This is a genomic window from Cronobacter sp. HA18003 (assembly GCF_011605905.1).
GTDB lineage: Bacteria > Pseudomonadota > Gammaproteobacteria > Enterobacterales > Enterobacteriaceae > Cronobacter > Cronobacter sakazakii.
In genome coordinates this window covers 60,403-84,385 of record NZ_JAANQO010000023.1, presented here as the reverse complement: position 1 = coordinate 84,385, position 23,983 = coordinate 60,403, and the positions used below count along the sequence as shown (strand labels likewise).

Below are 23,983 nucleotides of genomic sequence, written 5' to 3'. Positions count from 1 at the left end.
CTCATGGCGCCATACGGGCGCTGACGTTGCCGCGAGTATTATCTACCCGAGTTTTCCTTTTTTAACCTTAACAGGGAAAGGGACGCGTGAGTCCGGAATAAGAGTGTGAGTATTTATTACGCAATTATAACTGATAACGAAGCGCAGGGTGGAGAGATGTAGAAGACCGCCCTTGCGGGCGGTCAGCAGCTTAATTGCCCAGATTCAACACCAGCAGCACCGTGATGTCGGAAATATTCCAGCCACCGTGTGATGCCGCCAGCAGTGAACCCAGCGCAACGATGAGCGCAAAAAGCCAACGCATCTCCATTGCGAGTAGTCCCGAAGGCGCTACGTTGATCCTCTCTTCACCGGGAAAGGCAGAACCAGGCAAGTGTGTTATACCTGCCACGTAGGTTGTTGGAACTGCTTCCAGGCCCGGTGACTGGCTGCTACACCAGCGAAGCAGGCCAGGCGCTACTGTAGCGAGCCGGAGAAAAGGCTCAAAGGGCTTTTCGGCGTTTGCAGCGACTTACATGTAAATTCTGAAAGCGGTACGCAAAACGTACATCCGGGCTTGCGGGCCTGTCTTTCTGATGTCACTATTTGCCCTGTGTTATACCTGCCATATAATCTGTGCAACGGTGTCTGCTACCACTCGCGCACAACAGAGAAACCGCCACCCGGCGGTTTTTTTGTGCCCGAAAACACACTTCTGAAACGCGTTCTGCGTAGCTTAACGATTCAGCAAAGATTTAATGTTGCTTTTTTGTAAACAGATTAACACCCCACCAAATTCCTGCTATTCTGCCCGTCGCGGATCCGGGCATTTACCCTACAAACTGCTGTCTCACAGGAGCGTGAAGAGAGAAGCCTGGCTCCCACTATGACAATGAGAGCGAGGAGAACCGTCGTGCTAGAAGAATACCGTAAGCACGTAGCTGAGCGTGCCGCCGAGGGGATTGTAGCCAAACCCTTAGATGCAACCCAAATGGCCGCACTCGTCGAGCTGCTGAAGAACCCGCCCGCGGGTGAAGAAGAGTTTCTGTTAGACCTGCTGACCAACCGTGTACCCCCAGGCGTTGACGAAGCCGCCTATGTAAAAGCAGGTTTCCTTGCCGCTGTCGCCAAAGGCGAAGCCACCTCCCCGCTGGTCACCCCTGAAAAAGCCGTTGAACTGTTAGGCACCATGCAGGGCGGTTATAACATTCATCCGCTGATTGAAGCGCTGGATAACGACAAACTGGCACCGATCGCCGCCAAAGCGCTGTCCCACACGCTGCTGATGTTCGATAACTTCTACGATGTCGAAGAGAAAGCGAAAGCGGGCAACGCTTACGCGAAGCAGATCATGCAGTCCTGGGCGGACGCCGAATGGTTCCTGTCGCGCCCGGAGCTGGCAGAAAAAATCACCGTCACCGTGTTTAAAGTGACCGGTGAAACCAACACCGACGATCTCTCACCTGCGCCGGATGCCTGGTCGCGTCCGGATATTCCGCTGCACGCTCTGGCGATGCTGAAAAACGCCCGCGAAGGCATTGAGCCGGATCAGCCGGGCAGCGTTGGCCCGATCAAACAGATTGAAGCGCTCCAGCAGAAAGGTTTCCCGCTGGCCTACGTCGGCGACGTCGTGGGCACCGGCTCATCGCGTAAATCCGCGACTAACTCCGTGCTGTGGTTTATGGGCGACGACATCCCGTACGTGCCGAACAAACGCGGCGGCGGCGTGGTGCTCGGCGGCAAAATCGCGCCGATTTTCTTCAACACGATGGAAGATGCGGGCGCGCTGCCGATCGAAGTGGATGTGTCAAACCTGAACATGGGCGATGTGATTGACATCTACCCGTTCAAAGGTGAAGTACGCCACCACGAAACCGGTGAGCTGTTGGCGAATTTTGAACTGAAAACCGACGTGCTGATCGACGAAGTGCGCGCGGGCGGCCGTATTCCGCTGATCATCGGCCGCGGCCTGACTACCAAAGCGCGTGAAGCGCTGGGCCTGCCGCACAGCGACGTGTTCCGTCACGCGAAAGATGTGGCTGAAAGCAATCGCGGCTACTCGCTGGCGCAGAAAATGGTCGGTCGCGCCTGCGGCGTCGCGGGTGTCCGTCCGGGTGCCTATTGCGAGCCGAAAATGACCTCCGTGGGTTCTCAGGACACCACCGGTCCGATGACCCGTGATGAACTGAAAGATCTGGCGTGCCTCGGCTTCTCCGCCGATCTCGTGATGCAGTCCTTCTGCCACACGGCGGCGTATCCGAAGCCGGTTGACGTCACCACGCATCACACGCTGCCGGACTTCATCATGAACCGCGGCGGCGTGTCGCTGCGCCCTGGCGACGGCGTGATCCACTCCTGGCTGAACCGTATGCTGCTGCCGGATACCGTCGGTACCGGCGGCGACTCCCACACCCGTTTCCCTATCGGGATTTCGTTCCCGGCGGGCTCTGGCCTGGTGGCGTTCGCTGCCGCGACTGGCGTCATGCCGCTCGATATGCCGGAATCGGTGCTGGTGCGCTTCAAAGGCCAGATGCAGCCGGGCATTACGCTTCGCGATCTGGTGCATGCGATCCCGTATTACGCCATTCAGCAGGGCCTGCTGACCGTTGAGAAGAAAGGGAAGAAAAACATCTTCTCGGGCCGCATTCTGGAAATCGAAGGCTTGCCGGATCTGAAAGTGGAGCAGGCGTTTGAGCTGACTGACGCCTCTGCCGAGCGTTCTGCGGCGGGCTGCACCATCAAGCTCAACAAAGAGCCGATCATCGAGTATCTCAACTCCAACATCGTGCTGCTGAAGTGGATGATTGCGGAAGGCTACGGCGATCGCCGTACGCTGGAGCGTCGTATTCAGGGCATGGAGAAGTGGCTTGCCGATCCGCAACTGCTGGAAGCGGATGCTGACGCGGAATACGCGGCGGTGATCGAGATCGATCTCAACGAGATCAAAGAGCCGATTCTCTGTGCGCCGAACGACCCGGACGACGCACGTCTGCTCTCTGACGTGACCGGCGATAAGATTGACGAAGTGTTTATCGGTTCGTGCATGACCAACATCGGTCACTTCCGTGCGGCCGGTAAGCTGCTGGATACCCATAAAGGCCAGCTGCCGACCCGTCTGTGGGTGGCGCCGCCGACCCGTATGGACGCCGCGCAGCTCACCGAAGAGGGCTACTACAGCGTCTTCGGTAAGAGCGGTGCGCGTATCGAGATCCCGGGCTGCTCGCTGTGCATGGGTAACCAGGCGCGCGTGGCGGACGGCGCGACGGTGGTGTCCACCTCGACCCGTAACTTCCCGAACCGTCTTGGTACCGGCGCGAACGTCTACCTGGCGTCTGCCGAACTCGCCGCCGTCGCGGCGCTGATTGGCCGTCTGCCGACGCCGGAAGAGTATCAGCAGTTCATGTCCCAGGTGGATAAAACCGCCGTGGACACCTACCGTTACCTGAACTTCGACCAGCTTGATCAGTACACTGAGAAAGCGGACGGCGTGATTTTCCAGACGGCGGTATAACGCACCTCTGCCCGGCGTTATTCGCGTCGGGACAGACAGTAAAAAGGGAAGCCACTGGCTTCCCTTTTTTATTGCGGTTAACGGCTCACGACTCCGCTTTGCCGTCGTAGCGCGGCAGGCTCACCACCGGATAAGTAAACTCGCCTTCCACCTGACAGCGCTCCGGTTTCTGCTTACCGGCGTCAAACAGCACATAGCGCTCTTTGTCGGGGAAATAGATCAGATCGTCGCCGTTACGAAACGAAATCATTTCATAAGGTACGCCGTTGTCGGTTTTGCTCTTTTCAATGCCGGAGGCTATCTGGAAGTGATCTTTCCACTTCATCGTGGAGAGGTGATATTTAAAAAACGAGACCAGCACATTGCCGCGATTAACGCATTCAAGGCGAACCGCTTCACCGGCATACGCGTGGGAGAGCGGCAGCGCGACGAGCAGCAGCGCGCGGCGCAGAAGAGTAAAGTTCACAGGCAACCTCAATACAACAGCACTTAAGATAAACCAAGAGTAACACAGCTCATGCAACGGCTTGTCTACAGGGGTGTTGTCAGTTTCGTCGGCGGCTGCGCTTTTCTTTCCGTTTCATGCTGCGATAATAACAAGAGATAAACAAAGCAGCGGCCAGGCGACGCCCGGCCAGAGGAAAACACCATGGATTATGAATTCTTGCGCGACATCACCGGCGTGGTGAAAGTCCGCCTCTCAATGGGCCACGAAGCGCTCGGGCACTGGTTCAACGAAGAGGTGAAAGGCAATCTGGCGCTGCTGGATGAAGTCGAAGCGGCGGCGCGCGACGTCAAGGGCAGCGAGCGGCAGTGGCAGAAAACCGGCCATGAATACACGCTGTGGCTGGATGGCGAAGAAGTCATGGTGCGCGCCAATCAACTGGAATTCTCCGGCGACGAAATGGAAGAAGGAATGAGCTACTACGATGAAGAAAGCCTGTCGCTCTGCGGCGTTGAGGATTTCCTTCAGGTGGTGCAGGCGTACCGCGATTTTCTGGCGCAATACGGATAACGGCGGCGCTTCCGTGCGCCGCGCAGGATCATACGGACGGGATATTGCGTCCGTAATAGATTTCACGCATCTCTTTCCAGAGCTGGTCGGTAATGACCTTGCGCTCTTCTTCGGTTAACTCTTCCGGCCGGGTGTGGAACATGTAGTGCTTAAGGTCGAACTCTTTAAGCAACATTTTGGTATGGAAGATATTTTCCTGATAAACGTTCACATCCATCATGTCATACAGCGATTTAATGTCGTCTGACATAAAGTTCTGTATCGAGTTAATCTCATGATCGATAAAGTGTTTCATACCGTTGACGTCGCGGGTAAAGCCGCGCACGCGGTAGTCGATAGTCACGATATCGGACTCAAGCTGATGGATTAAATAATTCAGCGCCTTCAGAGGCGAAATCACGCCGCAGGTTGACACTTCAATGTCGGCGCGGAAAGTGCACAGGCCGCCTTCCGGGTGGCTTTCCGGGTAGGTGTGGACGCAGATATGGCTCTTGTCGAGGTGCGCGACCACGGTCTCCGGCAGCGGGCCGGGGTGCTCGGTTTTGTCGATAAGCTGCGGGTCGACCGGCTCTTCGCTCACCAGAATCGTGACGCTGGCACCCTGTGGCTCATAGTCCTGGCGTGCGATATTCAGAATATTGGCACCGATAATCGAGCAGGTTTCCGTCAGGATTTCCGTAAGACGGTTGGCGTTATAGAGTTCATCGATATACGCGATATAGCCATCGCGTTCTTCCGCCGTTTTGGCGTAGCAAATATCGTAAATACAAAAACTCAGGCTTTTGGTCAGGTTGTTAAAGCCATGCAGTTTCAGCTTTTTCAATTTTTATCACCTCCTTAGGATGCCTGAGACGCCAGGGCATCTTGCAAATATTGCGGCAGAGCGAATGCTGCCGTATGAATGGCCGGATTGTAATAACGGCACTTCAGCCCCGCGGTGTGAAAGCGCGCCTGTAAGGTTTCGAGCGGGAGTTTGCGCAGGGCGTCGTTATCGGTCGCCCAGGCGAACGTCATGATGCCGCCGTAGTAGGTGGGGATTGCCGCCTGATAAAAGCTCACATCGCCAAAGTAGTGGCTGAGCTTTTTATGGCTGTCGATGGCTTCATCCTGCTGGAGAAAGCAGACGCCGTTCTGCGCGACGAAAATCCCGCCCGGATTCAGGCAGCGCTTGCACCCTTCATAAAACGCCGACGTGAACAGGCTCTCTCCCGGCCCGATGGGATCGGTGCAGTCGGAGATAATCACATCAAACTTCTGGGTGGTCTGGTTGACGAAATTCACGCCGTCGTCGATCACCAGCGTAAAGCGCGGATCGTCATAGCTACCGGCATTGTGGTTAGGCAGATGCTCGCGGCAAAACGCCACCACGCCGGCGTCGATTTCCACCATCGTGATGGATTCCACGCTCTGATGACGCGTCACTTCACGCAGCATCGCGCCATCGCCGCCGCCGATGATCAGCACGCGCTTCGCGTGGCCGTGGGCCAGCAGCGGCACATGCGTCATCATTTCGTGATAGATAAACTCGTCGCGTTCGGTGGTTTGCACCACGCCGTCCAGCGCCATCACCCGGCCAAAGGCGGAGTTTTCGAAAATAATCAGATCCTGATGATCGGTCTTTTCGCGATAGAGCACTTTGTCGACGGCAAAGTATTGACCAAACTGATCGTGCAGCGTTTCGTGCCACATAGGATTCTCGGTCACGGGCTGATTCCTCCTTCGTTAACACCCCATAAAAACGGGCGCAACATCATAGCTAACTATGACCGTAGATGCACGGTCACCATTTCACCAAAGGAGCGGGGGAGGGGATTACTTCACGTAGGCAAGCAGGCTTAGCGAATCACGCGCCAGGGCTTTGCACTTTTTAGCGGTAGGAATAGCGATGCCGCTCAGATCGCGGTAACTGTCCTCGCCGAGCGCCTTCATATTAAAGCTGTCGTAATTGCTTAAATCCCACTGATTCTGCTGGGCGAAAAAGACCAGCGCGCGACGGATCTGCCCGTTCGGCAGGTTCTGGTAGCCACAATCATTTTTCAGAAAAACAAAAACCGCCGTCAGGTCGGCCATGTCTTCCGCTTCTGATTCACTGAGCGCAAAACTGTTAGTGGAAAAGGCCAACAGACAGCCCAGAAACATTAGCCTGACTACTTTTCTCATCACGTCTACCACTCGCCAACCAATACCCAACGATAGCACATTTCGTTCAGGCGCGACGAGGAGATTTCTTGCCTTTAACGCGCGGATAACTGCCTGTTTCAGGCGATGTTGTACGAACATCATCGACCAGAAAGCAGCAGAAAAATCCCTCTATACGATACGGCAATCGCGCACGTTAACGCACCGAAGAGCAAACCACTGAACGAATGAAACGATAAAAGTGATGGGCGTTGCGCCTGGGCGTCTAAACCCTTTTTTATGCTCCGCTTGTAAAGTGTTGATTTTTAATACGTGCAGTTGTGGTGATAAAAAAGGGTTTCAGGCGTTAAAAAGCAAAAATTTGTTTTCAATTCAGGCATTCCGGTAATATTCGCTCTTGTTCACTGCCGTACAGGCAGCTTAGAAAGCTCCCGTCTTTCACGTTGAGGCGTTTCCCCAGTTCACTGCCGTACAGGCAGCTTAGAAAGTCCATCACCATCACGTTGACTGCGCCGCTGGGTTCACTGCCGTACAGGCAGCTTAGAAAGGATCGCCCGGCCCAGCCCCCTCCCTGCAAAGGTTCACTGCCGTACAGGCAGCTTAGAAAGCAAGGCCGCTAAAAATTTCGGCGGCTCTGTTAGTTCACTGCCGTACAGGCAGCTTAGAAAAATGAAACCATAGACGGTAAAGAGCATATTGTGTTCACTGCCGTACAGGCAGCTTAGAAACTGAAAGTTGACAACGCTTACCTGATGTATATGTTCACTGCCGTACAGGCAGCTTAGAAATGGCACAAACGACTATGGCGCAGCGTGGGAGAGTTCACTGCCGTACAGGCAGCTTAGAAAGTCGTGCTCAGGGTGGGTGTGAGCGGCACCGGGTTCACTGCCGTACAGGCAGCTTAGAAAGCACTGCTGCGCTGAAACGCGACCGCGGATTGGTTCACTGCCGTACAGGCAGCTTAGAAAGCGCGAGAGGAACAGTTCCCACGGCGCAGCCGGTTCACTGCCGTACAGGCAGCTTAGAAATCCCAGTCGTCGTTAACAATCGCGTAGTGGAAGTTCACTGCCGTACAGGCAGCTTAGAAAGCCTGCGCCTGGAGCGCGGTAAACGTCTGCCGGTTCACTGCCGTACAGGCAGTCTCATATCCAATTCCCTCGCCGCCAGACTTGACCTTCCCGCAAGGGGAGGGTTTAAGCTCAACGGGTGCACGTTGACGATAAGGACGGGAAGATGCAACGCCGAGAGTTTATCAAGTACACCGCCGCGCTGGGGGCGCTCAGCGCGCTGCCGACATGGAGCCGGGCCGCATTTGCCGCAGAGCAACCCGCGCTGCCTATCCCCGCGCTGCTGACGCCGGACGCCCGCAGCAGCATTCAGCTTACGGTTCTGGCGGGCAAAACCACATTTGCCGGTAAAAATGTCACGACCTGGGGCTATAACGGCTCGCTGCTGGGCCCGGCGATTAAGCTGCGCCAGGGCACGCCGGTCAATATCAATATCCGCAATAACCTCGCCGAAGAGACCACGGTGCACTGGCACGGTCTGGAAGTGCCGGGTGCGGTGGACGGCGGGCCGCAGGGCATTATCGCGCCGGGGCAGACGCGCAGCGTAAGCTTCACGCCTGAGCAGCGCGCCGCGACCTGCTGGTTCCATCCGCATCAGCACGGCAAAACCGGGCATCAGGTGGCGATGGGGCTGGCGGGGCTGGTGCTTATCGAAGATACCGAAAGCCTGCAACTGATGCTTCCCAAAATCTGGGGCGTTGACGACGTGCCGCTGATTATTCAGGACAAAAAATTTACCGCCGACGGCGAGGTCGATTATCAGCTCGACGTGATGACCGCCGCCGTCGGCTGGTTTGGCGATACGCTGCTGTGCAACGGCGCGGTGTATCCGCAGCATACGCCGCCGAAAGGCTGGCTGCGTCTGCGCCTGCTGAACGGCTGTAACGCGCGCTCGCTGAAGATTGCCGCGAGCGATAACCGTCCGCTGTATGTTATCGCCAGCGACGGCGGTCTGCTGGCGGAACCGGTGAAAGTGACCGAACTGCCGATGCTGATGGGCGAGCGTTTTGAAGTGCTGGTGGATACCAGCGACGCGCGGCCTTTCGATATCGTGACGCTGCCGGTCACACAGATGGGCATGACGGTCGCGCCGTTTGATAAACCGCAGCCGGTGGTGCGCATTCAGCCCATCGTGGTGCCCGCCTCAGGGACGCTGCCGGATAAGCTGGTGGAGGTTCCGCCGCTGCCTTCGCTCGACGGGCTTCAGGAGCGCTGGCTGCAATTAATGATGGATCCGATGCTGGATATGATGGGCATGGACGAGCTGGTGAAACGCTACGGTAAGCAGGCGCTCGCGGGCAATGCGCACGGGCAGATGATGGGCCCGATGGGGCACGGGAAGATGTCGCATGGCGGCATGAACCACGGCGGCCACGGGTTCGATTTCCATAACGCCAATAAGATTAACGGCAAAGCGTTTGATATGAACGCGCCCGCGTTTGGGGCGGCGCTCGGCAAATATGAGCGCTGGACCATTTCCGGCGAGGGCGACATGATGCTGCATCCGTTCCATATCCACGGTACGCAGTTCCGTATTTTGACTGAGAACGGCAAGCCGCCCGCCGCGCATCGCGCCGGATGGAAAGATACCGTATGGGTGGAAGGCGCGCGCAGCGAAGTGTTGGTGCGGTTTGATTACGCGGCGTCAGCCGAGCACGCCTATATGGCGCATTGCCATCTGTTAGAGCATGAAGACACCGGGATGATGTTAGGGTTTACGGTGGCGTGATGGATGTTTGGCGGAGGTGTTAACGGCGGGTGCGCTGCGCTTACCCGCCCTACGGGTTGGGCGGTGAAATTTAAACGGCGGGTGCGCTTACCCGCCCTGCGGTAAGGGCGGTGAGATTTAAACGGCGGATGCGCTGCGCTTACCCGCCCTACGGTAATGGCGGTGAGATATAAACGGCGGGTGCGCTGCGCTTACCCGCCCTACAAAAGGGTTACGGTGAGCGCTGTGTAGGGTGGGTAAGCGAAGCGCACCCACCTGTCCCCCCAATAAACCACACTGCAAAAACACCTGCTCCCACATAACACACCCCGGCATCATCAAATAAAACCCCGCCCATAAAAAAAGCCCCTCGATGAGGGGCTTTTTGCTTTCCGATACGGTTTTACTTCGCATCATCCGGCAGGGCATAGGCAACGATATAGTCGCCCATTTTGGTACCGAACGAGCCGTGGCCGCCTGCGGAGATCACGACATACTGCTTGCCGTTCACTTCATAGGTCATCGGCGTCGCCTGGCCGCCAGCCGGCAGGCGAGCTTCCCACAGCTTCTCGCCGTTGGTCACGTTGTACGCGCGCAGATAGTTATCCGCGGTTGCACCGATAAACAGCACGTTACCGCCGGTGGTGATCGGGCCGCCAAGCATCGGCATACCCATGTTAAACGGCACCGGGAACGGCATCGGGAACGGCATGCTGTCGCGCGGCGTACCGATACGTTTTTTCCACACCACGTCGTTGGTCTTCAGATCCAGCGCGGAGATATAACCCCATGCCGGCTGCTTACACGGCAGACCAAACGGAGAGAGGAACGGGTTCAGGGTCACGCCATACGGCACGCCGTACTGCGGCTGGATACCGGCTTCTGTACCGGTGCCCTTCGCGTCTTTCGGCTGTTCCATCGGGTTGCCCGGACCACGCGGGATAAGCTTCGAGACGAACGGCAGCGCCATCGGGTTGGCAATCGCCACCTGACGGTGCGGGTCAATGGCCAGGCCGCCCCATTCGAACATCCCCAGGTTACCCGGGAACACCAGCGTGCCCTGCTCGGACGGCGGCGTGAAGATGCCTTCGTAACGCAGGCTATGGAACATCACGCGGCAGACCAGCTGGTCATACATCGTGGCGCCCCACATATCCGCGCCGCTCAGATCTTTCTTCGGACGGAAGGAAAGGTCAGAGAACGGCTGCGTCGGCGTCACGTAGTCGCCTTTCGCGGCACCCTGCGGAACCGGTTTTTCCGGTGCCGGGACGACGAGCTTACCGTTGCGGCGATCCAGTACGAAAATGTTACCGGTTTTCGCTGGCGCGTAGATGACCGGAACGGTTTCGCCTTTCACGGTAATGTCGGCAAGCGTCGGCTGCGCCGGCAGGTCCATATCCCACAGGTCGTGGTGAACGGTCTGATAAGACCACACCAGCTTACCGGTGGACGCGTTCAGCGCGACGATAGAACTCGCAAAGCGCTCCTGCTCCGGCGTGCGGTTACCGCCCCAGATATCCGGCGTGGTTACGCCCATCGGCAGGTAAACCATGTCGAGCTTCGCATCATAAGACGCCGGTGCCCAGGAGTTCGGGGAGTTCAGCGAGAAATGATGCTCGTCAGCCGGGATCGCGTTCGGGTCTTTCGCACCCGGATCGAAGGCCCACAGCAGTTTACCGGTGTTGATATCAAAACCACGGATGACGCCAGACGGCTCACGGGTGGAGAAGTTATCGGTCACCGCGCCGGCAATCACAATCACCTTATCGGTAACGATCGGCGGCGAAGTCGGCTCATACATACCCGGCGTAGTGACCGGCATGTTGGTCTGCAGGTTCAGAATGCCTTTATTGGCGAAGCTTTCACACAGCTTGCCGTTATCCGCATTCACCGCAAACAGACGACCGTCGTTCACCGGCAGGATAATACGACGCGGACAATCCGCGACGACATCCGGGCTGGCATTCGCGGCAGTCGCTTCGTGATACGACACGCCGCGGCAGGTCACATGCTGGAATGACGGATTAGTATTCAGCTGCGGATCGAAGTGCCATTTCTCTTTACCGGTTGCGGCATCAACGGCGAAAAGACGCTGGTGTGCGGTGCAGAGGAACAGGGTGTCACCGACTTTAATCGGCGTCACTTCGTTGGTTATCTCACCCGGATCGGTCGGCAGCTTCAGGTCGCCGGTGCGGAACACCCAGGCTTCTTTCAGCTTGTGAACGTTGTCGGTGTTGATCTGCTTGAGCGGAGAGTAACGCTGGCCTTCCTGGTTACGCCCGTAAGCCGGCCAGTCGCCGTCAGGAATGCTCTGGCTGCCGTTCACAGCGGCAGGAGTGCTGTCCGCGCTAAGGGTGCCGTTGATTTCCTGCGGATCGTTAAAGCCTGCCCAGAAGAGCAGCCCCGCGGTGATGATAAGCGAGACCAGCAGCGCCGGTACGCCTGCGCGGGACGGCGTGCTGAGGCGACGCCAGACGAATGGCAGAATCAGCCATACGCCGAAGAACACCAGGACGTCGCAGCGCGGCGTCAGCGCCCAGAAGTCGAAGCCGACTTCCCAGATGCCCCACGCCATTGTGCCTAATAAGATGATAGCGTAGAGCCACAGCGCCGCAGCGTTACGTCTCCACAGCAGCCAGGCGGTCGCCAGCATACCCACCCCGGCGATGGGGTAGTACCAGGAACCACCAATTGAAACCAGCCATATACCACCAACCAATAAATACAGCCCTGATAATGCTGCGAACAGGGCTGTGAGCATCACGAGAAGTCGTGATTGTGTCTTTTTTGTTTCTGCCATAACCACACTCTTAATTTTTAAGTAGCAAGTTATTATAGTTGTTAACATATGTGATCTTAATCACAAAAAGAGCTTTTCGCACTTTTCTGTCGGACGGGCGTTTTACTGGTATACTGCCCCGCTTATCGAGCGTTACCGGCGGCAGGCGCGGCAGGTAACGCTGATTTATTTTTAAATCAAACGGTTAGCGATATGAAACATACTGTTGAAGTGATGATTTCCGAGGCGGAAATTAAGGCGCGCGTTGAAGAACTGGGGCGTCAGATTACTGAGCGTTATCAGGACAGCGGCAGCGAAATGGTGCTGGTAGGGCTGCTGCGCGGCTCTTTTATGTTCATGGCGGACCTGTGCCGTCAGGTTCATGTGGCCCATGAAGTCGATTTTATGACCGCCTCCAGCTACGGCAGCGGCATGTCTTCCACGCGCGATGTCAAAATCCTCAAAGATCTGGATGAAGATATCCGCGGTAAAGATGTACTGATCGTCGAAGATATTATCGACTCCGGCAACACGCTCTCCAAAGTGCGTGAAATCCTGAGCCTGCGCGAGCCGAAATCGCTCGCCATCTGTACGCTGCTCGATAAACCGTCGCGCCGTGAAGTGGACGTCGAAGTGGAGTATATCGGCTTCTCGATCCCGGATAAATTTGTGGTGGGCTACGGCATCGATTATGCCCAGCGCTATCGTCATCTGCCGTATATCGGCAACGTGGTGATGCTGGAAGAGTAAATCCGGCGCACAAAAAAAGGGGCCACCGGCCCCTTTTTTTATATCACGCTCGCCCTTATTTATGGCTGGCGTGTGTTTTCTGGATGTTGGATACGCCTTTGCGGTAACCCTGTTCCAGCGTTTCGCGGTCGGTCGCGGTCACGTCCAGATCGCGCAGCAGGCCGTCGTGAATGCCATACGCCCAGCCGTGCAGCGTGACGTTCTGGCCGCGTTTCCAGGCGGACTGCATGATGGTGGAGTGGCCAAGGTTATAGACCTGCTCCATCACGTTCAGCTCGCACAGAGTGTCGAGACGTTTTTCCTGCGGCAGCTCGCTCAGCAGGGCGTTGTGTTTCAGCCAGATGTCGCGAATGTGCAGCAGCCAGTTGTTAATCAGGCCCAGCTCCGGGTTTTCCACCGCCGCCTGCACGCCGCCGCAGCCGTAGTGACCACAGATGATGATGTGCTCCACTTCCAGCACGTCCACCGCGTACTGAACGACGGAGAGGCAGTTAAGGTCGGTGTGGATAACCAGGTTCGCCACGTTGCGGTGAACGAAGATCTCGCCTGGCTCAAGGCCAGTGAGGCGTTCAGCCGGTACGCGGCTGTCGGAACAACCGATCCACAGGAAGCGCGGTTTCTGCGCTTTCGCCAGACGTTCAAAAAAGCCAGGGTCTTCTTTGACCAGCATTTTTGACCAGATTTCGTTATTACTAATAAGTGTGCTGATATCTTTCATAGAGGTTAACGACCTGTAACCAGACAATTGCGTTGGGGTAATATAGGGCAACTAAACTTTTTTTTAAACCACACAACTTCTGCAAGAAAATAAGGTGACTGTACTTTCATGACCATTGCACTGGAACTGGAGCAGCTTAAAAAGACATATCCCGGCGGCGTACAGGCGCTGCGCGGCATTGATTTACAAGTCGAAGCGGGAGATTTCTACGCGCTGCTGGGGCCGAACGGGGCCGGTAAATCCACCACCATCGGTATTATCAGCTCGCTGGTCAATAAAACGTCCGGTCGGGTGCGCGTGTTTGGGTACGATCTGGAACGGGATGTGGTTAACGCCAAACGCCAGCTTGGGCTGGTGCCGCAGGAGTTTAACTTCAACCCCTTCGAGACCGTGCAGCAGATCGTCGTCAACCAGGCGGGCTACTACGGCGTTGAGCGTCGCGAAGCGATTGCACGCAGCGAAAAGTATTTAAATCAGCTCGATCTGTGGGAAAAACGCAACGAACGCGCGCGTATGCTCTCGGGCGGGATGAAGCGTCGTCTGATGATCGCCCGCGCGCTGATGCATGAGCCGAAACTGCTGATTCTTGATGAACCGACGGCAGGCGTGGATATCGAACTGCGCCGTTCGATGTGGGGCTTTCTCAAAGATCTTAACGATAAAGGCACCACGATTATCCTTACCACCCACTATCTCGAAGAAGCGGAGATGCTGTGCCGCAATATCGGCATCATCCAGCGCGGCGAACTGGTGGAGAACACCTCAATGAAATCGCTGCTCTCTAAGCTTAAATCGGAGACGTTTATCCTCGATCTGGCGGCGAAAAGCCCGCTGCCGAAGCTCGAAGGCTATCAGTATCGTCTGGTGGATACCTCGACGCTTGAGGTGGAAGTACTGCGTGAGCAGGGCATTAACAGCGTCTTTAATCAGCTGACCGCGCAGGGTGTTCAGGTGCTGAGTATGCGCAACAAAGCGAACCGTCTTGAAGAGCTGTTCGTCACGCTGGTGAATGAAAAACAAGGAGAGCGCGCATGATGCAGCTTTACTGGGTCGCCCTGAAAAGTATCTGGGCGAAAGAGGTGAACCGTTTTGCCCGCATCTGGGTGCAGACCCTGGTGCCGCCGGTCATCACCATGACCCTCTATTTTATTATTTTCGGTAATCTTATCGGCTCGCGTATCGGCGAAATGCATGGCTTCACTTACATGCAGTTTATCGTGCCGGGCCTTATCATGATGGCGGTGATCACCAACTCTTACGCCAACGTGGCGTCGTCATTTTTCAGCGCCAAGTTCCAGCGCAATATCGAAGAGCTGCTGGTGGCACCGGTGCCGACGCATGTGATTATCGCCGGTTACGTGGGCGGTGGCGTGGCGCGCGGGCTGTGCGTCGGTATTCTGGTGACGGCGGTGTCGCTGTTTTTCGTGCCGTTCCAGGTACACTCGTGGCTGTTTGTCGCCCTGACGCTGCTGATGACCGCGATTCTGTTCTCCCTCGCCGGGTTGCTGAATGCGGTATTCGCCAAAACGTTTGATGATATCAGCCTGATCCCGACGTTCGTACTGACGCCGCTGACCTATCTCGGCGGCGTGTTTTATTCGCTGACGCTGCTGCCGCCGTTCTGGCAGGCGCTGTCGCATTTAAACCCGATTGTCTACATGATAAGCGGCTTCCGCTTTGGTTTCCTCGGGATAACCGATGTCCCGCTGCTGTTTACCGTTGCGGTGCTGGCGTGCTTTATCATCGCGTTTTATCTGCTGTGCTGGTATCTCATCAGCCGCGGACGCGGCCTGCGCTCCTGACAGACTCAGCGCGCTGGTGTGGAAACTTTCACGCCAGCGCGTCGCCCGCGACCCGTGCCCGGAATGTGTAAGGTGCAATAAATAACAACCGGGCTTGGTATTCATGTCACTTTTGTTAAAATGTGCATAATTTCACCTCTGGCAGTGACTGTTCCTTCATTCCTATGCTAAATCGTCTCTTTTTGTGTCTGCTCCTTCTGGTGGCAGGCGTCGCGCAGGCCAGCCTGCTTGGTAGCGAGCAACCCCCCCCGCAATATATGCAAATCACTGAAGACGCCGCGATCTGGGCGAAGGTCGGTGATAACGTGCAGACGGTTGGTATCATTCGTGAAGGGCAGTTGCTCGCCGTGATGCCGATTGCCGCGGATTATTATGAGTTCCGCTTTGGCTTCGGCACCGGGTTTATCGACAAAGCCCACCTGACCGACGTGCAGGGCAAAAAACGCGTGACGGACAGCCTGGGCGATCTGAATAAGCCACTCAGCAATCAAAATTTGCTGACCTGGCGGGATGTCACTATCTACAACGAACCGGACGTGAACAGCGAACCGTTCGGCACGCTGGCCGAAAATCTGCGTTATCCCATCGCAGGCAAGCTGAAAGACAGGCTGAACCAGACCTGGTATCAGATCCGCATCGGCGATCGGCTGGGCTATATCAGTAGCCTGGACGCGCAGGAGGATAACGGCATTCCGGTGCTGACGTACCATCACATTCTGCGCGATGAAGAGAACACCCGGTTTCGCCACACCTCCACCACCACGTCCGTGCGCGCGTTCAGCAACCAGATGACGTGGCTGCGCGATCAGGGTTATGCGACGATTAGCCTCTACGATCTCGACGGCTACGTGCATAACCGCATTAATCTGCCCGCCCGCGCGGTGGCCATCACGTTCGATGACGGCCTGAAATCGGTCTACCGCTATGCGTATCCGGTGATGAAAGAATATGGCTTTAAGGCGACGGCGTTTATTATCTCGTCACGTATCAAGCGCCATCCGCAGCGGTGGGACCCAAAAACGCTCCAGTTTATGAGCGTTTCAGAACTGAAAGCGATTCAGGATGTGTTTGATATCCAGTCGCACACCCATTTTCTGCACCGCACCGACGGCGCGCGCCATCCGATTCTGTTAAGCCGCACGTATCACAACATTCTCTTTGATTATCAGCGTTCGCGCCGCGCGCTCTCGCAGTTTAATCCGCACGTGCTGTTTCTCTCTTATCCGTTCGGCGGGTATGACGATAAAGCCGTGAAGGCGGCGGGCGATGCCGGGTTTCATCTGGCGGTGACGACGGTGAAAGGGAAAGTGAAACCGGGTGATAACCCGTATCTGTTAAAGCGGCTCTATATTCTGCGCACCGACTCGCTGGAAACGATGTCGAAAATCATCAGTAATCAGCCGCAGGGATAAAAAAAGCCCTCGCGAGGAGGGCTTTATTCTTGTGCGCGTAGCGCTTACGCCACCTGCACCGGCACCGCTTTGGCGAGACGTTTCATCTCGTTGTCGCCGTCGAAATAGGCAACTTTCGGCTGCCAGCTGCGCGCCTGCTCATCCGGCATGGTCACGTAGCTTGCAATAATCAGGATATCGCCGACATCCGCGCAGTGGGCCGCGGCACCGTTCACCGAAATGATCTTCGAGCCGCGCTCGCCCGCGATGGCGTACGTCGAAAAGCGTTTGCCATTGGTCACGTTGTAGATATCAATGGCTTCATATTCCAGAATGCCCGCGGCCTCGAGGAAATCCTGATCGATGGCGCAGGAGCCTTCATAATGCAGGTCCGCCTGAGTAACTTTGACGCGGTGCAGTTTGCCCTGCAACATGGTGCGAATCATAACTTGAACCCTGTTTACCTGAATGTCGTCAGAGCCGGGCGGTGACCCGGCTCCAGGAATTTATCCCGGGCAGTATTGCCCTTTTTACCCATGCTGTCTACTGGGTTAATTCCACGGTCTGATTGTCGATGAGCCGCGCCTGGCCGAGCCACGCGGCCATCAGAATCACCGCGCGCTGGCTTGCCGGTGAGAGCGCCTGCAGCGTGTCGGCATCGCGGATTTGAAGGTCGTCCGGGCGGAAGCCTTTCTCGCTAAGCGCTTCGCTTGCCGCGGCGATAATCGCCTCCAGATCACGCTCGCCCGCGCGCAGTTTCTCCGCCATCGTGTTCATCACTTTGCTCAAGCCCGGCGCGATTTTACGCTGGTCGCTGGTGAGATAGCCGTTGCGGGAGCTGAGCGCCAGCCCGTCTTTGGCGCGCACCGTCGGTACACCGATAATCTCGATGTCATAACCCATATCGGCCGTCATTTTGCGAATAAGCGCAAGCTGCTGATAATCCTTTTCGCCAAAGCAGGCGACATCCGGCTGAACAAGGTTAAAGAGCTTGCTCACCACGGTCGAGACGCCACGGAAATGCCCCGGACGGCTTGCGCCTTCGAGCATCGTAGAGAGGCCGGGAACGTCAACATAGGTCTGATCACTCATGCCCTGCGGATAGACCTCTTCCGGCGTCGGTGCGAATACGAAATCGGCGCCGCGTTTTTTCAGCTTTTCGCAATCTTCCTGAAGCGTGCGCGGATAGCGCGCCAGATCGTCGGCGCGATCAAACTGCATCGGGTTGACGAAAATACTTACCACTACCGCGTCGGCACTGGCTTTCGCCTCATCCACCAGCTTCATATGGCCGTCATGGAGATTCCCCATGGTCGGCACCAGGGCAATGCGTTTGCCCTCCATGCGCAGGCGACGGATCTGCTGGCGCAGCAGCGGCACGGTTTCAATAATCAGCACAATGACACTCCTTTAGTGAAAGCTGTGTTCTTCGCCCGGGTACGCGCCGGACTCCACTTCAGCAATATACTGGCGCACCGCGGCGCGCATATCGCCCGCTTCAGCCAGGAAGTTTTTGGCGAATTTCGGGATGTGGCCGCCGGTAATACCGAAGGCGTCATGCATCACGAGGATCTGCCCGTCAGTGACGTTACCGGCACCGATGCCGATAACCGGAATGGAAAGCGCGTTGGTGATGCGCTGCGCCAGCGCGACCGGCACACATTCCAGCACCAGCAGTTGCGCGCCCGCGGCTTCTAAAGCCAGCGCGTCGTTAAGCAGCGTCTGTGCGGCGGCTTCATCGCGGCCCTGCACTTTATAGCCGCCGAAAATATTCACGGATTGCGGGGTCAGCCCCAGATGCCCGCACACCGGCACGGCGCGCTCGGTCAGCATGCGTACTGTGTCGGCAAGCCACTGGCCGCCTTCAATTTTGACCATATTGGCACCCGCGCGCATAACCGCGGCGCTGTTTTCAAAGGCTTGTTCAGGCGTGGCGTAAGCCATAAAGGGTAAATCGGCGAGCAACAGACAGTGCGGTGCGCCGCGGCGAACGGCGCGGGTATGGTAGGCGATATCGTCAACGGTGACCGGCAGAGTGGAGTCGTGGCCCTGGACGGTCATGCCCAGTGAATCCCCCACCAGCATGACGCCAATTCCTTCTTCTTCAAAGAGTTTCGCAAAGCTGAAATCGTAGGCGGTGATAGTGGCGAATTTTTTGCCGGTTTCCTTCAGGCGTCGCAATTGAGAAATGGTTGTCGGTTTCATGGGTGTCCCGCAAACAGAAAAAAAGCAGTGTAAACGATGCGTTTACGGGAGGATACCGCGAGGAAATACGAAGGGGAACTTTTTGATTTACCAGTGGCGAATTGCTGAACAATCAAGGCGTTCGAGCACGTCGGCCAGGCGCTCGCCATCCGGGAAGCGCAGCGCGGGTGCAATCTCTGAAAGCGGCAGCAGCATAAAAGCGCGGTTTTTCATGTCGTAGTGAGGAACGATCAGGCGCTCGGTGTTTATCGTCGCATCGCCAAACAGCATGATATCAAGATCGAGCGTGCGTGGCCCCCAGCGCTCCGCTTTACGTACGCGCCCCTGCTCAAGCTCAATGCGCTGCGTGTTATCAAGAAGTGCTTCGGCGCTGAGCGTCGTCTCCAGCGCCACGGCGGCGTTCAGATAATCGGGCTGATCCTGCGGGCCAAGCGGAGGGGTGCGATAGAAAGAGGAGGTCGCCACAACGCGGCTACCCGGAATACGCGCCAGCGCAGCCAGCGCGTTATTGACCTGGGTAAGCGGCTCGGCGAGATTGCTGCCGAGCGCGATAAAGGCCAGCGTCACGCGTTACCCTCGCGGCGCGGGGAGGTGCGACGGCGTGGACGACGCGTGCGGCGACGCGCGGCCGGCTCGTCGCCCAGATCGTTGAGCATATCTTTTTGCATCGGCGGCGCGGCGGACTGGAATTCGCCCCACCAGTTCGTCAGACGTTGCAGCTCGCTGTTGTTTTCCGCTTCGGCGCGCAGCGCCAGCAGATCGTAAGCCGCGCGGAATTTCGGATGCTCCATCAGCTTCCAGGCGCGTTTGCCCTGGCGGCGCGACAGGCGCAGCTGCAGCATCCAGATATCGCGGATAAGCGTGGTGATGCGTTTCGGGATCGCGAGCGAGCGGCAGGCTTCATCCAGCACGTCGTTCATGGCGAGCGCGAAGGCGTCGTAGTAGGCAAGGCCGCTCTCCTGGGCGATTTTCTGCGCCATTTCGAGCTGCGGATACCAGTACATCGCGGCGAACAGGAACGCCGGGTTCACGCGCATATCATTATGAATGCGGTGATCGGTGTTCTTCAGCACCTGCGCGATGATGCGCTCCATCGGGCTGTCGCCTTTCTCGGTGAAATAGCGGCTGATACCGGGGAACAGCGGCTGGAACAGATTGTATTCGCACAGCAGGCGATAAGTCGCATAGCCGTAACCGGTCTGCAACAGCTTCAGCGACTCTTCAAACAGACGCGCTGGCGGCACGTCATTGAGCAGCGTGGCGAGGCGCGGGATAGGCTCGCCGGTTTCCGGGCTGATGCGCATATCAAGCCGGGCGGCGAAGCGCACCGCGCGCAGCATACGCACCGGATCTTCGCGGTAGCGGGTTTCCGGATCGCCGATAAGACGGATAATCCCTTCTTTAAGATCGTTCAGGCCGCCGACGTAATCACGTACTGTGAAATCGGCCACGCTGTAATAGAGGCTGTTGATGGTGAAATCGCGACGCTGGGCGTCTTCTTCGATAGAGCCGAAAATGTTGTCGCGCAGCAGCATGCCGTTCTGGCCGCGCTGGGAGGTGGCGCGATCGCCCGCGTTCTCTTCGTGATGGCCGCGAAAGGTGGCGACTTCAATGATTTCCGGCCCGAACATGACGTGGGCCAGGCGGAAACGGCGGCCAACCAGGCGGCAGTTGCGGAACAGCTTGCGTACCTGATCCGGCGTAGCGTTGGTGGTGACGTCGAAATCTTTCGGCTTTTTGCCAAGCAGCAGATCGCGCACACCACCGCCGACAAGCCAGGCTTCATAACCGGCTTTATTCAGGCGGTACATCACTTTAAGCGCGTTCTCGCTGATATCTTTGCGGGAGATAGCGTGCTGTTCACGCGGGATAATGGTTATGGCGGGCTGTGCGACGCCTTCGTCAACCACGCTCTCCTCGCGGTTTAACACCTTACGGCAAAAATTAGCGACTCGGGTAAAAATGGTGCACCTCGGTAGTGTCAGACTCTGGACAAAAAACAGCGGCTAATATAGCTCAGCGCAACGCATTTGAGAATGCCGGATTCGCGGCTGCCGCCGCAGGCACCGCGCTGAGATCCCATTTTTCCACCGCCTGACGCAACAGCGTTTCGGTGGAAAGCGCGCGCCAGTCGTCATCGACCGGCTGGTTTAAAAACGCCAGCGCCTCAACCAGCACCGGACGCGGGTCGCCTTCCGGCAGCGGCGGCGCGTGGTTCTGTTTGGAAAGCTTGTTGCCATCCGGGTTCACCACCAGCGGCAGATGAACGTAATCCGGTGCCTGCCAGCCAAACTGCTGATAGAGCGAAATCTGGCGCACCGTCGGCTCGATAAGATCCGCCCCGCGCACGATTTCCGTCACGCCCTGGAAATGGTCATCGACAACGACCGCCAGGTTATAGGCGAACAGCCCGTCGCGGCGGTGAATAATAAAATCTTCGCGGGCGAGCGCCGGGTCGGCGGTGATATCGCCACGCAGTTTATCGGTAAACGCCATGACCGGGTGCGTCTGCACGAGCCGCACGGCGGCGTTCTCCGGGCCGTGACGTAACGCGCGGCAGTGGCCATCATAAATGCCGCCCAGTTGCTGAATACGGCTGCGCGGGCAGGTGCAGTAGTAGCTTAGTCCGTGCTCGCGCAGGTACGCCAGCGCCTCGCGGTAGGCCTCGTGACGCTGCGACTGATACAGCACCTCGCCGTCCCAGTGCAGGCCGTAATGATCAAGCTGGCGCAAAATCGCGTCGGCGGCACCCGGTACTTCGCGCGGCGGATCGATATCTTCGATACGGACAAGCCACTGGCCTTTTAATGCGCGGGCCTGAAGATAGCTGCCGAGCGCGGCAATCAGCGAGCCGAAATGCAGTTCGCCGGAAGGAGAGGGGGCGAAACGCCCGATGTATGGCTTAACAGACATGGTGATGGCAGAGATAAAAGAATACGGCGGGAAAATCCCGCCGTAAGTGTGAGTAATTTGCGTCGGCGATTAGCCGGCCATCTGTTTTTCGCGGATTTCAGCGAGCGTCTTACAGTCGATGCACAGATCGGCGGTCGGACGGGCTTCCAGACGACGGATGCCGATTTCAACACCGCAGGATTCGCAGTAGCCGAAATCTTCGTCTTCCACTTTTTTCAGCGTCTTTTCAATCTTCTTGATAAGCTTGCGTTCGCGGTCGCGGTTACGCAGCTCAAGGCTGAACTCCTCTTCCTGGGCGGCACGGTCTACCGGATCCGGGAAGTTTGCAGCTTCATCCTGCATGTGGGTTACGGTGCGATCGACTTCATCCCGGAGTTGATTACGCCATGCCTCAAGAATACGCCTGAAGTGCGCCAGCTGGGCTTCGTTCATATACTCTTCGCCCGGTTTCTCCTGATACGGCTCCACCCCAGCGATGGCGAGAATACTCAGGGACGATGTTTTACGGTTTTGCCCTTCTTGCATGTTGCTTCTCCTTAACACGCACTATCGATCCCCTTCTCGGGGGAAAAATCAGGCCGCTATAAATAACAGAAGCTTTTCCGGATAGCAATTATCTAAACGTTACACTTGACAACCCTGTGAGGAAAAGCGTATTTACGCACGCGGCCGTATCATTATTAGTCGATTGCGGATCAACTGGTTATAAGCGAACCGGCAAAGGCGACGTCAGCGTTATCTCACTGGCGGAGAGCGAGGCCTTCCAGGCCAGCACTTCCACCCCCTTGCGCTGCGCCTCGCTTAACAGCTCAGCATAGCGCTCATCGATATGGCGCGCCGGGGCAACCTGCGTAATGGCGGAGTGCAGCACGGCGAACAGCAGCACGGCGCGATCCCCTTGTTCCACTACGCTCATCAGCTCCCGTAAATGCTTCTGACCGCGCGCGGTCACCGCATCCGGGAAGTAGCCTGAATCCTGCTCCGACAGCGTCACGGATTTCACCTCAATATAGCAGTTAACCTTGTCACTCGCCTGCAACATAAAGTCGATGCGGCTGCGTTCGGCCCCGTACTTGACTTCGCTCTTAAGGCTCTCGTAACCGGCGAGCGCAGGCAGGCGCTGCGCCTGCAACGCCTCTTTCACCACCGTGTTGGCGCGCAGCGTATTCACGCAAATCAGCGCGCCGTCACGGGTTTGGGTTAATTCCCACGTGTGCGGATATTTGCGCGTCGCGACGCTTGAGGTGGAATACCAGACGGTATCTCCGGGCGTCGCGCAGCCGGTCATCGCACCGGTGTTCGGGCAGTGCAGGGTTAAGGTTTCGCCTTGCGGCGTGACCACATCGGCGAGAAAGCGCTTATAGCGCTGAATCAACCGGGCCGGTTGCAGTGCGGGGGTAAATTCCATGTCGCTTCCTTATGGGTTCAGAGACCAGCGTTGCAGCGGCTGGTAACGGGTACGTCCCTGTTCAAATCGCGATTCATACAGCACAAACTCCCGCACCGGAAGCTGCCAGCCAAACCCTGGCGGCGGCAGCCTGACCGGGTGCTGAGCGTTACGCAGTAATGTGACATGCGGATGAAAGGGTTGCGCGCTTTGTGGGCAACCACTGCGCGCCGCCTGCGCGCGCAGTAAATTCGCGAGCTGCAACAGGCCGCGCGGCGGCTGACGGGAGCCAAGCCAGACGACCTGCGAGCGCGGCCAGTGTCCGGCGTCGTCCAGCGTAAGCGTAAACCCCGGCTGCTGAATGCGCCCCGCAAGCTCGCTTAACGTGCGCTGTTTCTGCGCGCTGACGTCACCTAAAAACGCGAGCGTGATATGCAAATTGGCGGCGGCAATCGGCCTGCCCGCGTCCGGCGCAAAGTGTGCGGCGCGCCACTCGATAATCTGTTGCTGAAGGTCGGCTGGCAGGGGCAGCGCGAAAAACAGCCGTTTCTGGTCTGACATAGCGGTAACTCGTAATGATCGGGCGGAATGCTACAATGCGTGCCTTTCATAGTAACCC

The 23,983-nt window shown here is 57.1% G+C and carries 22 protein-coding genes and 1 CRISPR repeat array; of the genes, 7 read left to right on the top strand and 15 right to left on the bottom strand.

Features of this window, described 5'->3' with window-relative positions; all coding sequences use genetic code 11:
• Window positions 1-892: 892 nt before the first annotated feature.
• Window positions 893-3,490, top strand: coding sequence for a bifunctional aconitate hydratase 2/2-methylisocitrate dehydratase (gene acnB / locus G6041_RS14460; RefSeq protein WP_097597520.1), 2,598 nt, complete (start codon window positions 893-895; stop codon window positions 3,488-3,490).
• A gap of 85 nt (window positions 3,491-3,575) precedes the next feature.
• On the opposite strand, the gene G6041_RS14455 is transcribed toward acnB, so the two are convergent.
• Window positions 3,576-3,956, bottom strand: a complete 381-nt coding sequence (locus G6041_RS14455; protein ID WP_004387876.1) for a hypothetical protein — start codon at window positions 3,954-3,956, stop codon at window positions 3,576-3,578.
• 183 nt (window positions 3,957-4,139) lie between these two features.
• Here G6041_RS14455 and yacL point away from each other — a divergent pair, with 183 nt between their 5' ends.
• Window positions 4,140-4,505, top strand: coding sequence for a protein YacL (yacL, locus tag G6041_RS14450; RefSeq protein ID WP_007707680.1), 366 nt, complete (start codon window positions 4,140-4,142; stop codon window positions 4,503-4,505).
• Between the two features lie 28 nt (window positions 4,506-4,533).
• Here the strand turns inward: yacL and speD are convergent, their stop codons facing one another.
• The 3 genes from speD to G6041_RS14435 all read right to left on the bottom strand — a co-directional run bounded on the left by speD (window position 4,534) and on the right by G6041_RS14435 (window position 6,665).
• Window positions 4,534-5,328 (bottom strand): adenosylmethionine decarboxylase, encoded by a 795-nt coding sequence (speD, locus tag G6041_RS14445; protein WP_004387874.1) that lies wholly within the window; start codon window positions 5,326-5,328, stop codon window positions 4,534-4,536.
• Between the two features lie 14 nt (window positions 5,329-5,342).
• The gene (speE, locus tag G6041_RS14440) at window positions 5,343-6,194 is read right to left on the bottom strand and encodes a polyamine aminopropyltransferase (protein WP_007864424.1); all 852 of its coding nucleotides are present in this window, start codon (window positions 6,192-6,194) and stop codon (window positions 5,343-5,345) included.
• A 123-nt stretch (window positions 6,195-6,317) separates the two neighbouring features.
• Window positions 6,318-6,665: a YacC family pilotin-like protein gene (locus tag G6041_RS14435; RefSeq protein ID WP_015386992.1), complete on the bottom strand. Its 348-nt coding sequence runs from the start codon at window positions 6,663-6,665 to the stop codon at window positions 6,318-6,320.
• Window positions 6,666-7,043: 378 nt separating this feature from the next.
• Window positions 7,044-7,732: direct repeats of the CRISPR family, unit length 28 nt; unit sequence GTTCACTGCCGTACAGGCAGCTTAGAAA.
• A 145-nt stretch (window positions 7,733-7,877) separates the two neighbouring features.
• On the opposite strand from G6041_RS14435, the gene cueO reads away from it, so the two are divergent.
• On the top strand, window positions 7,878-9,440 hold the full coding sequence (gene cueO / locus G6041_RS14430) for a multicopper oxidase CueO (RefSeq protein ID WP_041460608.1): 1,563 nt from the start codon (window positions 7,878-7,880) through the stop codon (window positions 9,438-9,440).
• A 382-nt stretch (window positions 9,441-9,822) separates the two neighbouring features.
• On the opposite strand, the gene G6041_RS14425 is transcribed toward cueO, so the two are convergent.
• Window positions 9,823-12,219 (bottom strand): glucose/quinate/shikimate family membrane-bound PQQ-dependent dehydrogenase, encoded by a 2,397-nt coding sequence (locus G6041_RS14425; protein WP_015386991.1) that lies wholly within the window; start codon window positions 12,217-12,219, stop codon window positions 9,823-9,825.
• A gap of 192 nt (window positions 12,220-12,411) precedes the next feature.
• On the opposite strand from G6041_RS14425, the gene hpt reads away from it, so the two are divergent.
• Window positions 12,412-12,948: a hypoxanthine phosphoribosyltransferase gene (gene hpt / locus G6041_RS14420; RefSeq protein WP_012125735.1), complete on the top strand. Its 537-nt coding sequence runs from the start codon at window positions 12,412-12,414 to the stop codon at window positions 12,946-12,948.
• A 55-nt stretch (window positions 12,949-13,003) separates the two neighbouring features.
• On the opposite strand, the gene can is transcribed toward hpt, so the two are convergent.
• Window positions 13,004-13,666 (bottom strand): carbonate dehydratase, encoded by a 663-nt coding sequence (can, locus tag G6041_RS14415; RefSeq protein WP_004387656.1) that lies wholly within the window; start codon window positions 13,664-13,666, stop codon window positions 13,004-13,006.
• Between the two features lie 108 nt (window positions 13,667-13,774).
• Between can and G6041_RS14410 the strand changes: the two genes are divergently transcribed.
• The 3 genes from G6041_RS14410 to G6041_RS14400 all read left to right on the top strand — a co-directional run bounded on the left by G6041_RS14410 (window position 13,775) and on the right by G6041_RS14400 (window position 16,880).
• Entirely contained in the window at window positions 13,775-14,701 is a 927-nt protein-coding gene (locus G6041_RS14410) for an ABC transporter ATP-binding protein (protein ID WP_007896738.1), read from the top strand.
• Window positions 14,698-15,468, top strand: a complete 771-nt coding sequence (locus tag G6041_RS14405) for an ABC transporter permease (RefSeq protein ID WP_004387654.1) — start codon at window positions 14,698-14,700, stop codon at window positions 15,466-15,468. Before G6041_RS14410 ends, G6041_RS14405 begins: the two co-directional genes overlap by 4 nt.
• Before the next feature lie 164 nt (window positions 15,469-15,632).
• Window positions 15,633-16,880, top strand: coding sequence for a polysaccharide deacetylase family protein (locus G6041_RS14400; RefSeq protein ID WP_012125734.1), 1,248 nt, complete (start codon window positions 15,633-15,635; stop codon window positions 16,878-16,880).
• A gap of 44 nt (window positions 16,881-16,924) precedes the next feature.
• Here the strand turns inward: G6041_RS14400 and panD are convergent, their stop codons facing one another.
• The 9 genes from panD to thpR all read right to left on the bottom strand — a co-directional run bounded on the left by panD (window position 16,925) and on the right by thpR (window position 23,925).
• The gene (panD, locus tag G6041_RS14395) at window positions 16,925-17,305 is read right to left on the bottom strand and encodes an aspartate 1-decarboxylase (RefSeq protein WP_004387652.1); all 381 of its coding nucleotides are present in this window, start codon (window positions 17,303-17,305) and stop codon (window positions 16,925-16,927) included.
• A gap of 97 nt (window positions 17,306-17,402) precedes the next feature.
• Entirely contained in the window at window positions 17,403-18,257 is an 855-nt protein-coding gene (gene panC, locus G6041_RS14390; RefSeq protein ID WP_012125733.1) for a pantoate--beta-alanine ligase, read from the bottom strand.
• Between the two features lie 12 nt (window positions 18,258-18,269).
• Complete coding sequence (gene panB / locus G6041_RS14385) at window positions 18,270-19,064, bottom strand: 3-methyl-2-oxobutanoate hydroxymethyltransferase (protein ID WP_012125732.1); 795 nt, start codon at window positions 19,062-19,064, stop codon at window positions 18,270-18,272.
• 87 nt (window positions 19,065-19,151) lie between these two features.
• Window positions 19,152-19,631 carry a 2-amino-4-hydroxy-6-hydroxymethyldihydropteridine diphosphokinase gene (folK, locus tag G6041_RS14380; RefSeq protein WP_012125731.1) on the bottom strand — a complete coding sequence of 160 codons (480 nt, stop codon included), beginning with the start codon at window positions 19,629-19,631 and terminating at the stop codon, window positions 19,152-19,154.
• Complete coding sequence (pcnB, locus tag G6041_RS14375; RefSeq protein WP_204352783.1) at window positions 19,628-21,028, bottom strand: polynucleotide adenylyltransferase PcnB; 1,401 nt, start codon at window positions 21,026-21,028, stop codon at window positions 19,628-19,630. The genes folK and pcnB overlap by 4 nt, the downstream gene beginning before the upstream one ends.
• A gap of 52 nt (window positions 21,029-21,080) precedes the next feature.
• Window positions 21,081-21,977: a tRNA glutamyl-Q(34) synthetase GluQRS gene (gene gluQRS, locus G6041_RS14370; RefSeq protein ID WP_012125728.1), complete on the bottom strand. Its 897-nt coding sequence runs from the start codon at window positions 21,975-21,977 to the stop codon at window positions 21,081-21,083.
• 69 nt (window positions 21,978-22,046) lie between these two features.
• On the bottom strand, window positions 22,047-22,502 hold the full coding sequence (dksA, locus tag G6041_RS14365; protein WP_001155227.1) for an RNA polymerase-binding protein DksA: 456 nt from the start codon (window positions 22,500-22,502) through the stop codon (window positions 22,047-22,049).
• A gap of 178 nt (window positions 22,503-22,680) precedes the next feature.
• Window positions 22,681-23,385, bottom strand: a complete 705-nt coding sequence (sfsA, locus tag G6041_RS14360) for a DNA/RNA nuclease SfsA (protein ID WP_004387646.1) — start codon at window positions 23,383-23,385, stop codon at window positions 22,681-22,683.
• A 9-nt stretch (window positions 23,386-23,394) separates the two neighbouring features.
• Window positions 23,395-23,925 carry an RNA 2',3'-cyclic phosphodiesterase gene (thpR, locus tag G6041_RS14355; RefSeq protein WP_004387645.1) on the bottom strand — a complete coding sequence of 177 codons (531 nt, stop codon included), beginning with the start codon at window positions 23,923-23,925 and terminating at the stop codon, window positions 23,395-23,397.
• Window positions 23,926-23,983: the final 58 nt, after the last annotated feature.

Excerpts from the sequence above, each read along its gene's own strand:
- yacL (WP_007707680.1), top strand. The coding sequence starts at position 4,140 with ATGGATTATGAATTCTTGCGCGACATCACCGGCGTGGTGAAAGTCCGC.
- speE (WP_007864424.1), bottom strand. The coding sequence starts at position 6,194 with ATGTGGCACGAAACGCTGCACGATCAGTTTGGTCAATACTTTGCCGTC.
- G6041_RS14435 (WP_015386992.1), bottom strand. The coding sequence starts at position 6,665 with ATGAGAAAAGTAGTCAGGCTAATGTTTCTGGGCTGTCTGTTGGCCTTT.
- cueO (WP_041460608.1), top strand. The coding sequence starts at position 7,878 with ATGCAACGCCGAGAGTTTATCAAGTACACCGCCGCGCTGGGGGCGCTC.
- G6041_RS14425 (WP_015386991.1), bottom strand. The coding sequence starts at position 12,219 with ATGGCAGAAACAAAAAAGACACAATCACGACTTCTCGTGATGCTCACA.
- hpt (WP_012125735.1), top strand. The coding sequence starts at position 12,412 with ATGAAACATACTGTTGAAGTGATGATTTCCGAGGCGGAAATTAAGGCG.
- can (WP_004387656.1), bottom strand. The coding sequence starts at position 13,666 with ATGAAAGATATCAGCACACTTATTAGTAATAACGAAATCTGGTCAAAA.
- G6041_RS14410 (WP_007896738.1), top strand. The coding sequence starts at position 13,775 with ATGACCATTGCACTGGAACTGGAGCAGCTTAAAAAGACATATCCCGGC.
- G6041_RS14405 (WP_004387654.1), top strand. The coding sequence starts at position 14,698 with ATGATGCAGCTTTACTGGGTCGCCCTGAAAAGTATCTGGGCGAAAGAG.
- G6041_RS14400 (WP_012125734.1), top strand. The coding sequence starts at position 15,633 with ATGCTAAATCGTCTCTTTTTGTGTCTGCTCCTTCTGGTGGCAGGCGTC.
- panD (WP_004387652.1), bottom strand. The coding sequence starts at position 17,305 with ATGATTCGCACCATGTTGCAGGGCAAACTGCACCGCGTCAAAGTTACT.
- panB (WP_012125732.1), bottom strand. The coding sequence starts at position 19,064 with ATGAAACCGACAACCATTTCTCAATTGCGACGCCTGAAGGAAACCGGC.
- gluQRS (WP_012125728.1), bottom strand. The coding sequence starts at position 21,977 with ATGTCTGTTAAGCCATACATCGGGCGTTTCGCCCCCTCTCCTTCCGGC.
- dksA (WP_001155227.1), bottom strand. The coding sequence starts at position 22,502 with ATGCAAGAAGGGCAAAACCGTAAAACATCGTCCCTGAGTATTCTCGCC.
- sfsA (WP_004387646.1), bottom strand. The coding sequence starts at position 23,385 with ATGGAATTTACCCCCGCACTGCAACCGGCCCGGTTGATTCAGCGCTAT.
- thpR (WP_004387645.1), bottom strand. The coding sequence starts at position 23,925 with ATGTCAGACCAGAAACGGCTGTTTTTCGCGCTGCCCCTGCCAGCCGAC.